14 protein-coding genes are annotated in these 13,698 nt (G+C 36.4%); 9 read left to right on the top strand and 5 right to left on the bottom strand.

The genetic code is table 11. The features are described 5' to 3' along the window. The first annotated feature begins 96 nt into the window (after nt 1–96). The 9 genes from aspS (at nt 97) to F933_RS11955 (ending at nt 9,172) form a co-directional block, all read left to right on the top strand. Complete coding sequence (aspS, locus tag F933_RS11995) at nt 97–1,878, top strand: aspartate--tRNA ligase (RefSeq protein ID WP_005055955.1); 1,782 nt, start codon at nt 97–99, stop codon at nt 1,876–1,878. Between the two features lie 120 nt (nt 1,879–1,998). Beyond that, nucleotides 1,999–2,214: a hypothetical protein gene (locus F933_RS11990; protein ID WP_005055957.1), complete on the top strand. Its 216-nt coding sequence runs from the start codon at nt 1,999–2,001 to the stop codon at nt 2,212–2,214. 11 nt (nt 2,215–2,225) lie between these two features. Continuing rightward, nucleotides 2,226–3,086: a lysophospholipid acyltransferase family protein gene (locus F933_RS11985; RefSeq protein ID WP_005061459.1), complete on the top strand. Its 861-nt coding sequence runs from the start codon at nt 2,226–2,228 to the stop codon at nt 3,084–3,086. A gap of 104 nt (nt 3,087–3,190) precedes the next feature. Next, nucleotides 3,191–4,249 carry a dTDP-glucose 4,6-dehydratase gene (gene rfbB / locus F933_RS11980; RefSeq protein ID WP_005061458.1) on the top strand — a complete coding sequence of 353 codons (1,059 nt, stop codon included), beginning with the start codon at nt 3,191–3,193 and terminating at the stop codon, nt 4,247–4,249. Next, nucleotides 4,249–5,124: a glucose-1-phosphate thymidylyltransferase RfbA gene (gene rfbA, locus F933_RS11975; RefSeq protein WP_005061457.1), complete on the top strand. Its 876-nt coding sequence runs from the start codon at nt 4,249–4,251 to the stop codon at nt 5,122–5,124. Before rfbB ends, rfbA begins: the two co-directional genes overlap by 1 nt. Further along, a complete protein-coding gene (locus F933_RS17070) occupies nt 5,121–5,981 on the top strand; it encodes a WxcM-like domain-containing protein (protein ID WP_005061456.1) in 861 nt (286 codons plus the stop codon). The genes rfbA and F933_RS17070 overlap by 4 nt, the downstream gene beginning before the upstream one ends. Continuing rightward, nucleotides 5,978–7,096 (top strand): DegT/DnrJ/EryC1/StrS family aminotransferase, encoded by a 1,119-nt coding sequence (locus F933_RS11965; RefSeq protein WP_005061455.1) that lies wholly within the window; start codon nt 5,978–5,980, stop codon nt 7,094–7,096. Before F933_RS17070 ends, F933_RS11965 begins: the two co-directional genes overlap by 4 nt. After that, on the top strand, nt 7,093–7,938 hold the full coding sequence (locus F933_RS11960; RefSeq protein WP_005061454.1) for a glycosyltransferase family 2 protein: 846 nt from the start codon (nt 7,093–7,095) through the stop codon (nt 7,936–7,938). Before F933_RS11965 ends, F933_RS11960 begins: the two co-directional genes overlap by 4 nt. 19 nt (nt 7,939–7,957) lie before the next feature. Then, the gene (locus F933_RS11955) at nt 7,958–9,172 is read left to right on the top strand and encodes a glycosyltransferase family 61 protein (protein WP_005061453.1); all 1,215 of its coding nucleotides are present in this window, start codon (nt 7,958–7,960) and stop codon (nt 9,170–9,172) included. A gap of 31 nt (nt 9,173–9,203) precedes the next feature. On the opposite strand, the gene F933_RS11950 is transcribed toward F933_RS11955, so the two are convergent. The 5 genes from F933_RS11950 to F933_RS11930 form a co-directional block, all read right to left on the bottom strand. Continuing rightward, on the bottom strand, nt 9,204–9,983 hold the full coding sequence (locus F933_RS11950) for a glycosyltransferase family 25 protein (RefSeq protein WP_005061452.1): 780 nt from the start codon (nt 9,981–9,983) through the stop codon (nt 9,204–9,206). Nucleotides 9,984–10,074: 91 nt separating this feature from the next. Continuing rightward, complete coding sequence (locus F933_RS11945; RefSeq protein ID WP_005061451.1) at nt 10,075–10,989, bottom strand: glycosyltransferase family 32 protein; 915 nt, start codon at nt 10,987–10,989, stop codon at nt 10,075–10,077. A 73-nt stretch (nt 10,990–11,062) separates the two neighbouring features. Beyond that, nucleotides 11,063–11,821, bottom strand: a complete 759-nt coding sequence (locus tag F933_RS11940; RefSeq protein WP_005061450.1) for a glycosyltransferase family 25 protein — start codon at nt 11,819–11,821, stop codon at nt 11,063–11,065. 15 nt (nt 11,822–11,836) lie between these two features. After that, nucleotides 11,837–12,829 (bottom strand): Stealth CR1 domain-containing protein, encoded by a 993-nt coding sequence (locus F933_RS11935; protein ID WP_005061449.1) that lies wholly within the window; start codon nt 12,827–12,829, stop codon nt 11,837–11,839. A gap of 31 nt (nt 12,830–12,860) precedes the next feature. Further along, nucleotides 12,861–13,616 carry a hypothetical protein gene (locus F933_RS11930; protein ID WP_005061448.1) on the bottom strand — a complete coding sequence of 252 codons (756 nt, stop codon included), beginning with the start codon at nt 13,614–13,616 and terminating at the stop codon, nt 12,861–12,863. Nucleotides 13,617–13,698: the final 82 nt, after the last annotated feature.

Genomic DNA, 13,698 nt, shown 5'->3' with positions numbered 1-13,698 from the left:
ACTATACGTTCAACAAGGCATAATCTCCCCTTCATTGGTGCTGCGCTGTTTACGCATTCACCGTCTAGCCAATATAGTTTGGATAAATAATTCAATATGATGCGCACTCATTACTGTGGCTCTTTAACTGAAGCCCAAATCGATCAAACAGTTACTTTATGCGGATGGGTTCATCGTCGTCGTGATCATGGCGGTGTAATTTTCCTTGATATGCGTGACCGCGATGGTCTCGTTCAAGTGGTTATTGATCCTGATACACCAGAAGCATTTTCAACTGCGGATAAAGCACGCTCTGAATTTGTATTAAAAATTACAGGTCGCGTACGTCGTCGCTATGAAGGTACTGAAAATGCCAATATGGTGAGTGGTCAAATTGAAGTCTTAGCGAAAGAAATCGAAGTTCTTGCTGCTTCTGAAACACCTCCATTCCCATTGAATGACGAAAACACCAATATTTCTGAAGAAATTCGTTTGAAATACCGTTTCTTGGATATTCGTCGCCCAGAAATGTTAGATCGTTTACGCTTCCGTTCTAAAGTTACAAACTTAATTCGTAACTATTTCGAAGACCACGGTTTTCTTGACGTTGAAACACCGATCTTAACCCGCGCAACACCTGAAGGCGCACGTGACTATTTAGTTCCAAGTCGTGTTTCAAATGGCAGCTTCTACGCGCTTCCGCAATCACCTCAATTGTTCAAACAGTTGTTGATGGTCGGTGGTATTGATCGTTATTACCAAATCGCTAAATGTTTCCGTGACGAAGATTTACGTGCGGATCGTCAGCCTGAATTTACCCAAATCGACGTTGAAACATCGTTCATGAGCGACGATGACATCATGGATTTAATGGAAGGCTTAACGGTTAAAATGTTCAACGAATTATTGAATGTAAAATTCGATAAATTTGAACGTATGACCTATAACGATGCAATGCGCGACTATGCTTCTGACAAACCAGATATGCGTATTCCATTGAAATTGGTTGACGTTGCAGACTTAATGCAAGACGTTGAATTCAAAGTATTCGCTGGCCCTGCAAAAGACCCTAAAGGTCGTATCGTTGCATTACGTGTACCAGGTGCTGGTTCATTACCACGTAGTGCGATTGACGAATACACTAAATTCGTAGGTATCTACGGTGCTAAAGGCTTGGCTTATATCAAAGTCAATGAACTTGAAAAAGGCATTGAAGGTCTTCAATCACCTATCGTTAAATTTATCGAACCAATCGTGCTCGATTTATTAAAACGTGTAGGTGCTGAAAATGGCGACATCGTATTCTTTGGTGCGGATAAAGCCAAAGTTGTAAATGATGCGATGGGCGCACTTCGTGTCAAAATCGGTCATGACTTGAATCTTGCAACATGTGAATGGGCTCCTCTTTGGGTTGTCGATTTCCCAATGTTCGAAGAAACCGATGACGGCAAATGGACTTCTGTTCACCACCCATTCACACTGCCAAAATCAAGTGTTGAAGAAGTGAAGAACAATCCAGGTGCTGCTTTATCTGTTGCATACGACATGGTATTGAATGGTACAGAAGTTGGCGGTGGTTCACTGCGTATCTATACTTTAGAGATGCAAAAAGCAATCTTTGAAGCATTAGGTATTGGTGAAGAAGAAGCAGAGGAAAAATTCAGCTTCTTACTCAATGCATTACGCTACGGCGCTCCTCCTCATGGTGGTTTAGCATTTGGTCTTGACCGTTTGATCATGTTGATGACAGGCGCATCGTCGATTCGTGATGTCATTGCATTCCCGAAAACCAAGACTGCTGAATGTCCATTAACTCAAGCACCTGCACCAGTTGAAGCGAATCAATTGCGTGACTTAGGTATTCGCTTACGTGAAAAGCCAAAAGCTGAAGAAAAATAAATTCAGTTTATTGTTTGGTAAAACCCTGCTTTATGCAGGGTTTTTTTATATTCGAGTTTTTCTTTGAGAATATCAGTGCTAATGGCATAATAAGCTGCTTTTTATTGAGAGGTCAGTCTTATGGCAATGCGTCCTGATGTACGTCGACATGCAATCGTGATTATTATTTTTTCACTTGCTCAATGGTTTTTCATGCGTTACATCTTGGCAAATGAACTCTTCAATATGACTACAAATGAACGCATTTTATATTTTTGCGTAAGTAGTTTAGTCGGAGCACTGCTGATTTTTGTCGCACTAATTTATATGGTGCTTAAAGGCAACGCGAACAAATAAGATTAATCGTAATGTCTTTTTATATCACTTTACTTCGTGTTTTACCTTTAGCATTTTTGCGCAGTATCGCAAAAGTGGCAGCTTACTTTATTAATCAAAATCCGAATAAAAGTATGCTTTGGAAAACACGTGTAAATCTGGGTCTAGCTTATCCAAGTATTCCAAAAAATGAACGCGAGCACCTTGCAAGAGAAAGCGTTACCAAGCAGTGTTTGAGTTATATTGAATCTGGAAAATGCTGGGCAATGCCCCCAGAATGGAGCATTGAGCAAATAAAGACGGTTCATCAGTTAGATGTGTTAACAAATGCATTAAGTGATCCGCGTGGTGCATTGATTATCACCCCTCACCTCGGCACATGGGAAATGATGAATGCATGGGTACATCAATATGGTATTCCAACCATCATGTACAAGCCGATGAAAGATTCAGGCTTTAATGCTTTTGCTTTACATGCGCGTCAGAGATTGAAAGCAACCCTTGTTCCAACCGATGCAAATGGTGTCAAAGCACTATTTAAGAATTTGAAACAAGGTGGGTTTAGCGTCATTCTACCCGATCATGTTCCGCAACCTTCTGGTGGTGTAGTCGTTCCTTTTTTTGGAATCCCATGTCTAACTAGCACGCTTGCAAGTAAAATGGCGCAAAAAACGCAATGCCGCTTAGTCGGGTTAAGTTGTTTTCGTCGTGAAGATGGCGAAGGCTTTGATGTTTATTGTGATGATCTCTATGATCTTGAACTCTATGATCGAGATATAGAAGTTGCAACAACTGCACTGAATAAAGCGGTAGAGCAAATGATCAACCGCTTTCCTACAGAATATATGTGGGGGTATAAAAGGTTTAGGGGTGGTGATACTAAGTTTTATTAAAATATACTTAGTATTAAATAAATTCTTCTTGACGTATTTCAAAAATAATTTATTTTTCAAATGAATAATTTAATGATCCAATCATTTAAAAGGATAGTAGTTGCATGCGAATCTTGATTACAGGCGGAGCTGGATTTATTGGTTCAGCTGTAGTACGTCATATTATAAAAAATACCAATGATGAAGTTCTAAATCTGGATAAGCTTACATATGCTGGTAACTTAGAGTCGCTAAAAGAAATTGATCAGAACCCCCGCTATCAATTTCAACAAGTTGATATTTGTGATTCATCAAAACTTGAACAGATTTTTGAACATTTTCAACCCGATGCAATTATGCACTTGGCTGCGGAGTCACATGTTGATCGTTCAATTGATGGACCAAGTGCTTTTATTCAAACCAATATTGTGGGAACGTATATTTTATTAGAAGCAGCACGTAAATATTGGCAGGCATTTGACGATAATAAAAAAGCAAATTTTCGCTTTCACCATATTTCAACAGATGAAGTTTATGGCGATTTGGATGGGACTACGGATTTATTCACTGAAGCAACTCCATACGCACCCAGCTCACCTTATTCAGCAAGTAAAGCCAGTTCAGATCACTTAGTTCGAGCTTGGCAGCGTACTTATGGCCTACCTACCATTGTGACCAATTGCTCTAACAATTATGGTCCATACCACTTCCCTGAAAAATTAATTCCTTTAGTCATTTTGAATGCTTTAGATGGTAAAGCATTACCAATATACGGTACAGGTAATCAAATTCGTGATTGGCTATTTGTCGAAGACCATGCTCGTGCCTTATATCAAGTTATTACCCAAGGCACTGTTGGAGAAACCTACAATATCGGTGGACATAATGAAAAACAGAATCTTGAAGTCGTCAAAACTATTTGCAAAATTTTGGATGAACTAAGACCACAAAATAATTCCCAATCTTATGAAAGCTTAATTACTTTCGTGAAAGATCGACCTGGACATGATTTGCGTTATGCAATTGATGCCGCAAAAATAGAACATGAGTTGGGATGGAAACCTCAAGAAACATTCGAAACAGGTATTCGTAAAACAGTCGAATGGTATTTAAACAATTTAGAATGGTGCCGCCATGTTCAAGATGGTAGCTATCAACGTGAAAGATTAGGGGTAAATGTATAATGTCTACAAAGGGTATTATTCTTGCAGGTGGTTCAGGTACACGCCTCTACCCAATCACCAAAGGTGTTTCTAAACAATTACTCCCTATTTACGATAAACCAATGGTGTACTATCCCCTTTCAGTTTTAATGCTGGCGGGTATCCGTGAAATCCTCATTATTAGTACACCTGACGATATCGATGGATTTAAACGTTTACTTGGTGATGGTTCTCAATTGGGTATTGAATTGAGTTACGCAATCCAACCGAGTCCAGATGGTTTAGCCCAAGCATTCATTATTGGTGAACAGTTTATTGGCAAAAGTAATGTATGCCTTGTTCTTGGCGACAATATTTTTTATGGTCAGGGCTTTACACCAATGCTACGTCAAGCTGTCGCTCGTCAAAAAGGCGCGACGGTCTTTGGATATCAGGTTAAAGATCCTGAACGTTTTGGTGTAGTTGAGTTTGATGAACAAAAACGTGCAGTTTCTCTGGAAGAAAAACCTAAACAGCCAAAATCACATTTTGCTGTAACTGGTCTATATTTCTATGACAATGATGTTGTTGAAATCGCAAAAAAAGTTAAACCATCTGAACGTGGTGAATTAGAAATCACGACTGTGAATCAAATGTACTTAGAGCGCGGCGACTTAAATGTTGAGTTACTTGGTCGAGGTTTTGCTTGGCTCGACACAGGAACACATGAAAGCTTACTTGAAGCAGCACAATTTGTAGAAACGATTGAAAAACGTCAAGGCTACAAAGTAGCTTGCCTAGAAGAAATTGCGTTTAACAACGGCTGGCTAAGCAAAGAGCAAGTTTTAGAAATCGGCCAAAGTATGAATAAAAATGATTATGGTCAATATCTAGTTTCTTTGGTGAATGAAATATGAGCTTAAAGAAACTCATTGATTTACCAGATCTAGGAGATCAACGCGGTGGACTCGTTGCGATCGAAGCGAACCAGCATATCCCCTTTGATATTAAACGTATCTATTATATTTTTGCTGCCTCAAAAGATAAACCTAGAGGTTTTCACGCACATAAAGACTTAAAACAACTTGCAATCTGCCTACATGGTCAGTGTCGCTTCATTTTAGATGATGGCCGTAATAAAGAGGAGGTTATACTCAGCTCACCAACTCAAGGCTTGATCATCGAAAGTATGACTTGGCGTGAAATGCACGACTTTTCAGAAGATTGTGTCTTATTAGTGTTGGCAAGTGAACATTATGATGAAAGCGATTATATCCGTAGCTATGATGAATTTATTAGCATTGTAAATCGTCCATTTATTCATCCATTGTCTGATGTACATAGCCCCCATATAGGTCAGAATACCCGGGTTTGGCAATATAGTGTTATTCTGAAAAATGCGGTAATTGGTTCTGGATGTAATATTTGTGCCCATACCCTAATCGAGAATGATGTTCATATTGGTAACAATGTCACCATAAAGTCAGGCGTTTACATTTGGGATGGTATTAACTTAGAAGATAATGTGTTTATTGGTCCATGCGTTACTTTTACCAATGACAAAAAACCACGATCTAAGCAATATCCTGAAAGCTTCGCAAATACGGTTGTAGAACAAGGCGCTAGTATTGGAGCGAATGCAACTATCTTGCCGGGTATTCGAATAGGAAAGAATGCAATGATTGGTGCAGGTGCTGTCATAACAAAAGATGTACCAGAAAATGCAATTATGGTCGGCAATCCAGCAAAAATTAAAGGGTATATTGGGCAATGATTCCTTTTCTTGATCTTAAAAATATTAATCAACAATACCGCGAACAACTCATTGAAGCCTGTACACGAGTGATTGACTCTGGATGGTATATTGGTGGAAAAGAACTCGAACAATTCGAACTGAATTTTGCAAAATTTTGCGGAACCAAATATGCGATTGGCGTAGCCAATGGTTTAGATGCCCTTATTCTTACATTAAGAGCTTGGAAAGAACTAGGTAAACTCAATGAGGGTGATGAGGTCCTCGTTCCTTCAAATACCTATATCGCAAGTATTCTGGCGATTAGTGCAAACCAACTTACCCCCGTGTTGGTTGAACCTGATCCACAGACTTTTAACCTTGATCCAAAGAAAATTGAAGCTGTACTTACACCAAAAACTAAAGTCATTTTACCTGTCCATCTTTATGGTCAACTTGCTGCAATGCCTGAAATTATGGAAATTGCAAAAAAGAATAACCTACTGGTTCTTGAAGACTCAGCACAAAGCCACGGTGCAGAAATTAATCGGATCAAAGCAGGCAACTGGGGCGATGCTTCTGGCTTCAGCTTTTATCCTGGTAAAAACTTAGGTGCGCTGGGTGATGCAGGAGCAATCACAACCAATAATGAAGAGCTGGCTCACATGCTACGTGCGCTTCGCAACTATGGCTCACATGAAAAATATAAAAATTTGGTTCCAGGTGTAAACAGCCGTCTAGATGAAATTCAAGCAGCAATGCTTGATATTAAATTAAGTTATTTAGATCAAGAAATACAACATCGCCGAAAAATCGCACGCTTATACCTAGACAACATCAATAATCCATTCATTAAACTACCATTGAACAATGTAAATGCTGAAGAATATCAACAGCATGTATGGCATTTATTCGTAATTCGAACTGAATATAGAGATCTTTTACAGAAATATTTATCGGATCATGGTGTTCAAACGCTTATCCACTATCCTATCCCTCCACATAAGCAACAAGCTTATCAAGAATGGAATCATCAAAGTTATCCTATTTCAGAGCAAATCCATGCAGAAGTCATGAGTCTACCAATAGGACCTACACTTCAATTAGACGATGTTCAAAAAATTATTCAGCTCTGTAATCAGTTTAATCCTGTATGAATAACTCAGTATCTCCCCCTTTAGTCACCATAGCAATTCCTAGTTATAATCATGGGCAATATATCCAAGATGCGATCAAAAGTGCTTTGAATCAAAGCTATGAAAACATTGAGCTTATTATCATTGATGATGGCTCAACAGATAACTCGATTGAAAAAATTAAAGAGCTACTTTCACAATGTGAAGAGCGATTCGTACGTTTCGAATTTAGACATCGGGCAAATCGAGGGTTATGTAATACGCTTAATGAAGCAATTGAATGGGCTAAAGGACAATTTTTTTGTACTTTAGCTTCAGACGATATTATGTTTCCAGAAAAAACAAGTTTACAACTTGAAGCATTTCAATTAGATCAAGAAATTGTCTGTATTTGTGGTGGAAATCATTCTATAGATTCACATAATCAAACAATTAAAGTGAATGTCAACGATTACGGTGAATATAAATTCCATCGAATTTTTATGCACAGATTTGATCTACCTGCGTCATCTCAAATGATTAAAACAGACATACTTCGTGAAGTTGGTGGATTTAACCCAAATACCAAAGTTGAAGATTGGGATTTATGGTTAAAAATCAGTAAATTAGGTAAAAAAATCATTTATATCCCCCATGCGCTTATTGGTTATAGGTCACATGAAAATAATATTAGTAAAAATTTGGAATTAATACATAGCGAAGTAATCAAAGTTGTTAATCAATATAAGAATGAACCTGATTATGCTAAAGCGGTGTATCGTATCCAAAAAAAATACAAAGTACGCCCATACCAGAAGAAAAATCCTTTTAAAGCGCTAGTCCTTAGATTAAAGTACTATCTAATTTATTTAACGTCTAAATAATTTTCATAGAGTTTCTAGTATGCTTGGTCGCGTTCTTATAAAGTATTTAATAAAAAAGAATACTCACATTTCTCAATATTTAAAAATATTACTAAAGAGAATGAAAAGGATCGAAACAAGAAAAATTATATGGCTAGATGAGTTAAATGATGAAAAAATTCTGACATTCAAACATAGTAGAAATGATTTAAATTTTCAGCCAATAACGCTTAACTCTAATCAAAAAAATGATTTTATTGCTCAAATACCAGAGGTCAATTTATACAAGTTCAGCAATGTCACTATAAATACCAACTCAAGCAACCTCATCACCACTTCAAATGCAATTTTCGAGCGAGTAAAAGGAGCCAATATTGCATATTGTAATTATTCAACTGGAATTATTAAATGGCATAATCATGAAAATATGATCCTTCGTTATAATAAGAAAAAAGAAAGTATTTCACATGCGATTTTTTTAGGTGGAAATGGTGTTTTTAATTATTATCATTGGTTGTTAGAAGTATCCCCAAAAATCCTTTTATTAGATTCTGACTTATTAAATAAATATAATATCAAACATCTCATACTTGATAAGAGAGTAAAAAAAATCTCCTCTTTTCAAAAAATTTTATCACTTTACTTTAAAGAGAAAGATCTAAATCTAGAAATTATATATTCAGATCATAATATTGATTTACACGTAAGTGAGTTATTTTATATTAACAATGAAAACAATATTGTTTTTAATTCTAAAGAAATTTTATCTTCCCCTGACTTTTCTATACTATCCAAATCACTGATTAGTGAAATACGAGAAATTATTTTAAAATCTAATACATGTCTCTCAAAAGATTTTCCGAAAAGAATTTTTCTCGCAAGGAAAGAAAATGCTGCTAGAAGCTACAACCAAAATGAAATATTAGAATATTTTATCAGTAAAGATTTCACACCTCTTTATTTAGAAGATTATGATTTTTATGAGCAAGTCACTATTTTTAATAATGCAGAGTTTATTGCAGGCCCAAGCGGTGCAGCTTGGTCTAATATTATATTTTGTAATTCACATTGCAAAGCGATAAGCTGGCTTCCAAAGCATCTCTCAGAATTTTCTATATTTTCAACATTAGCAAAGATTAATGATTGTGATATGAGGTTTATCTTAACATTATCTGATAATCCAAATGATATACATAGCTCATATTATTTGGATATTGAAGATATAAAGAACCTTTATGAAAATTTTATTTCATAACCCTTAAAATTAAGATCACTTAAAGCTCAAGTTATTTAAAACCGACAGACTTTAAAAAAATAAAATTTCTTAATTGTATAAAAATTCGCTTTAACTCTAGAATTATTTTATCCAGCCCCGTTTTTTTATCATAATGTCTTCTGGTTAAGCGCTCTTTATACAAATGACTAGTAAAACGCACACTATCCTTTGTAGAGAAAAGCGTAACGTCTTGAATACACAAGGCTGGTTTCATTTGAGATACGGGTAAAATTTTATCTTGAACAAGTTTTTCGAACATCAAATGATCCAATGCAATCAACTTATCCAAGGACTGGATATAACTGATTAATTGCTTAGCACCATGAAAAGAAAGAATATAACCAGCAGTTCCGAGATTCTTACTTTTAAGCTCAAAAAGCGCTCTATCTGGCTGACTATTAAAGGTTTTAATCTTTTGCCCTAATGCAACTTTGGAAGTAAATTCTTCAATCTTTATAAGATGCCAATTAGAATCAATCCAAGAATTATCGCTTAGGAATGCTTTAACATTCTCACCTAAATAAATATCATCTTCGAAAATAGCCAAATGCGGGATATTCTCGCTAATCATTTTATTCCACAAAAATACATGACTCATAAAGCATGCAACTTCACCTTTAGTTAAAGTTTTCTCATCAATTTTTAAATTGAGTTCTTTGGCGAAAATAGCAGCGGGTTCAGGAGTTAACGCATCGAAAAAGTCAAAGTTTAGATTCTGCTTACTAAATTCAGCGCATATATGCTCTCTACGTTCATGTGCAGTAGCAAGGCTAATAACAAATTTTTTCATAGTAGTAAAAAACTGAAGATTAGTCGTATTTTACTACCTTTTTGAATAAGCTTCACCACCAATTCATATCGGCAGCAGAGTTGTCTAAAAGTTAAGAGAGATCGAGTAGAGAACCTTCCAGATACATTCCTTTTTCATAATAATGACTCAGCGTTTTTCTTTCCTTACCCGCAAGTTTGATCAATCTTGGCATTTCCGCAGGTGGATAATTAACAGCCATATCAATCAATACTTTTTCTTTGATCCATTGATGTTTTACTTGGAAAAACAAGGCATTTTTGTCACAGTTAATCAAACTCATACTTGGCAAATGATTACGCATCACCTTCTGACAAGCCACATAGGCAACCAAATATTCCAAGCGACCAATCTGTTGAAATAAGTCCTGATATTGTTGCTCTGTTTTTTTAAGTTGCTGCAGATAAGCTTTAGGGCTCATTTCAATGGCTTTTGCCAGTTCATTAAACCACTCTTTAAAGAAAATATTTTTCTCTGCACTAGCCAGTAACCAATTTTCTACTACTGGAAACTCTGTAATTGTCGTATTTTTAGCACGATAGTAGGCAAAGCTGTTGGTTTGATTCTTCACCACTAACGTTTGAATCCAGTCCAAGCTCTCATAAACAATCGTACTAGCATCCAACCAAATGCCACCATGTTGATAAATCAGCTCAAAACGGATGAGATCGGCTTTTTGCTGCGGTGTCGCCTGAGAGAAGCGACTAAAATCAATATCACAGAAATCGTTGACTGTATCTGGGGTTAAAAAATAAACTTCGTAGTCTGGATTGGTCTTTTTCACTTGCTCGATACATTGTTTAACAAAGCCTGAAAGTGCCCCCTCCCAATACATCCAGATTTTTTTAGGAATTACCGCGTTTTGCTTAATCGGATTAAGAACAATTAAATCTGCTTCATTGTCTATTACTTCATTAACCCCTCTCTTTTTACTCCAATACATCGTATAAAATTTTAAGAGATAGAATATTTTTTTAAATATTTTCATAAAGGGAACTCAGCAAAAACCCAATCATTTATGCTTTTCATTTCATAGCAATGATTTACACAAATCATTTTCATTAGAAGAACAGATGCCTAAAAGCATAAAAACGGTCACGCCACATGCGTTTCTGTTTCTTGAGACCATGAGATGAATCGCGATTTTCCAACTCCTTACGCTGAATCCCCTGCGTTGCAACAGTACCTAAGATATCACTGTCCAACCCTGCTGGTTTTACGAAAGGTTGCCAAACGCCTAAGCCTTTGCCATTTTTACTCAGCCAGCCTTGGAAGAAAATATCGACAGGAACATGTATTTGTTTGCCAAGTTTTACAAACTCTTCTGCACCTTTGCGAGACCAAAGTAGTCCTACCCCACGAATCGGGAAATAATAAGCATGCCACAATTGATATTGATCTATTTGAACAATATCTTTTGCTAATTTTTTCTTTTTAGCCGCCATATTCACCACATACCAATCCAGTTCTTTATGCTGATCTAGATAATTGAGAAGTGAATCAAGATTATGCTTAAAGTTGGGTAGAACCTGAATATCATCCTCTAACACCACCAAATAGTCGGCATCTGTTTCAAGAAATTTTTCAGCGCAGCCATAGTGGCTCAGATAACAACCTAATTCTGAATTAATCAGACTACGCCCTAAAACTCTCTGCGCTTCTGCATCGTCATAATTTTGAAACTCAGATAATGCTTTTCCTCGACCATCATAAGCTGGAAAACGAGTAAACTCCCAATTCGCGTGCTGCAATTGCGCTGTTGCACTCGCTAAACGTTGATCACTACCGTCAAGATTTATAAGATAAGTAACGACTTTCATTTAATTTTCCTTCGCTTATCCTGCATTAATCGGTTGGATTTGACTAGGTAAAACATCTCTAAATTTATCAACAAGCGCAAGACGAATGGACTGTTCATCACTCTGCTGTAATTGATCTAAACTTTGAATACAACCAAATTTCACATCTGGATTAGATAAAGCCTCAATAAAAAACTCTAAATCTCGATGATCTTTTAAATACGCAATTTCTACATCATTTTTGAGAATTGCTTGGTCTTTTTTAATTGCTAGGTGATTAGATAAACCTACAGGCAAAATCTGATCAATATTCCTAAATTTAAAGCCAATTTGCTTCTGCAATTGTTGCATATTTTTTTCAAAATAATTGCATAAAAGTACCCGACTCAAGATATGTGGGCGATGGTGAATCTCAAAATATTTAGACAGTCCTAGACAATCTGCACTTAACATTTGCGCCATTGTATATGAGGGTTGTGGAACTTTTCCAAATTTATTTTGCACAAACTTTCTAACAATATATTTGATTTTTTTTACTAGATTAATTTCCCAATGCCCATACATCACCATGCGATCATCAACTAAAAAATCTTGTTGATCAGAAGGTTGGTTAAAGAAAAAATCATCATTTAAATAAATAAAATAATCTGAAATACCTTGGATATTCCAAAGCATCGTTTCAATACTTAGAGAATTAAATGTGGGCAATGCAAATTCGTGTCCTCTGAACAACTCTGTGTGATCGACTAATCTAATTTTGCCTTTCTCACAGAGATTCTGCTGCTCAAACTGATCCAACCATTGTGGAGTTTGTTGATCAGTGACTACATAAATTTTCCCACAATACGGGACAAACTTGAGTATCGAGGCAATACAAAAATAGATTTCATCATTACTCGCAAAACGAGTGTCTTGCAAGGCATTAGAAGATTCAGATTGATTCATGAACTGACGGCGTTTATTTTTTAACTTAGAGTCATTTCCATCTACCCAAGCAATTACGATATCAATAGGATGAGTATCTTTCATAAATCAAACTCTTGTAATGATGTCGTCTTTATTACTGCCAAGACTCTTTGATCCAATCTGATGGCAATACATAACGATACCACTTACCGCCACCACCTGAAACTGCGTCAGGTGGGTTAATTTCACCGTGGAAAATAATAATTTTTGCGCCTTTAGGCTTTACTGGTGGCTGAAAATAAGCAAATGGCACTTTTCTTAGGCAATGGTATTTATAACTTTTACACCAATCTTTATTCCAATAACTTAACTTACCTTCTTTGTGAACAAACCAAGATAAATACTCTTGTTCATTACGGAATTTTTTACGAATCTCATCAAAATTGTCACGGAAATAAGGCAAGATATCTGAAAAAGCACCCAGCTTAAAACGATAAACCGAACTATTCCCTGTGATACGCCAAGGGCGTTTCCAATCATGAATGACTAAAAACTCGCCTTTCGCTTGGAAAAAACAGTCAATATTATCAATAATGACCACATCCAAATCGAGAAATAAAGCATTGCCTTTTAAGCCATATAGGTCAGGTTCAAAGGTAGAGAGTTTATTCCATCCACGTTCAGGACTACCTACGGGTAAATCAAGTGAAGGAATTGGGAAACATTGAACATTAGGATCAATACCTTCCGTCCGATCTGTTAAACAGACCATTTTAAAAGGCAAGGTCAAATGACGTTTGACCATGTTATACAAACGGTTTACGTACTCGGCACCATATTTAGTTCCCCACTTCATGCACAAGATCACATTGTCTTCATGAGCTGCCGAATCTAGTTGAGTATCTACCATCTGATGACCTTAAATGCTTTAGATAGGATTGTTTAGATTGAAAGTTTAAAACAAACTACCAATCAAAACTATGCACTGAATG

This window comes from Acinetobacter beijerinckii CIP 110307 (genome assembly GCF_000369005.1).
GTDB classification, from domain to species: Bacteria; Pseudomonadota; Gammaproteobacteria; order Pseudomonadales; family Moraxellaceae; genus Acinetobacter; species Acinetobacter beijerinckii.
This window is presented reverse-complemented; position numbering and strand designations above follow the sequence as displayed.

Bases quoted from the DNA above. Each gene is read 5' to 3' on its own strand.
- aspS (WP_005055955.1), top strand. From the start codon at position 97: ATGATGCGCACTCATTACTGTGGCTCTTTAACTGAAGCCCAAATCGAT.
- F933_RS11990 (WP_005055957.1), top strand. From the start codon at position 1,999: ATGGCAATGCGTCCTGATGTACGTCGACATGCAATCGTGATTATTATT.
- F933_RS11985 (WP_005061459.1), top strand. From the start codon at position 2,226: ATGTCTTTTTATATCACTTTACTTCGTGTTTTACCTTTAGCATTTTTG.
- rfbB (WP_005061458.1), top strand. From the start codon at position 3,191: ATGCGAATCTTGATTACAGGCGGAGCTGGATTTATTGGTTCAGCTGTA.
- rfbA (WP_005061457.1), top strand. From the start codon at position 4,249: ATGTCTACAAAGGGTATTATTCTTGCAGGTGGTTCAGGTACACGCCTC.
- F933_RS17070 (WP_005061456.1), top strand. From the start codon at position 5,121: ATGAGCTTAAAGAAACTCATTGATTTACCAGATCTAGGAGATCAACGC.
- F933_RS11965 (WP_005061455.1), top strand. From the start codon at position 5,978: ATGATTCCTTTTCTTGATCTTAAAAATATTAATCAACAATACCGCGAA.
- F933_RS11960 (WP_005061454.1), top strand. From the start codon at position 7,093: ATGAATAACTCAGTATCTCCCCCTTTAGTCACCATAGCAATTCCTAGT.
- F933_RS11955 (WP_005061453.1), top strand. From the start codon at position 7,958: ATGCTTGGTCGCGTTCTTATAAAGTATTTAATAAAAAAGAATACTCAC.
- F933_RS11950 (WP_005061452.1), bottom strand. From the start codon at position 9,983: ATGAAAAAATTTGTTATTAGCCTTGCTACTGCACATGAACGTAGAGAG.
- F933_RS11945 (WP_005061451.1), bottom strand. From the start codon at position 10,989: ATGAAAATATTTAAAAAAATATTCTATCTCTTAAAATTTTATACGATG.
- F933_RS11940 (WP_005061450.1), bottom strand. From the start codon at position 11,821: ATGAAAGTCGTTACTTATCTTATAAATCTTGACGGTAGTGATCAACGT.
- F933_RS11935 (WP_005061449.1), bottom strand. From the start codon at position 12,829: ATGAAAGATACTCATCCTATTGATATCGTAATTGCTTGGGTAGATGGA.
- F933_RS11930 (WP_005061448.1), bottom strand. From the start codon at position 13,616: ATGGTAGATACTCAACTAGATTCGGCAGCTCATGAAGACAATGTGATC.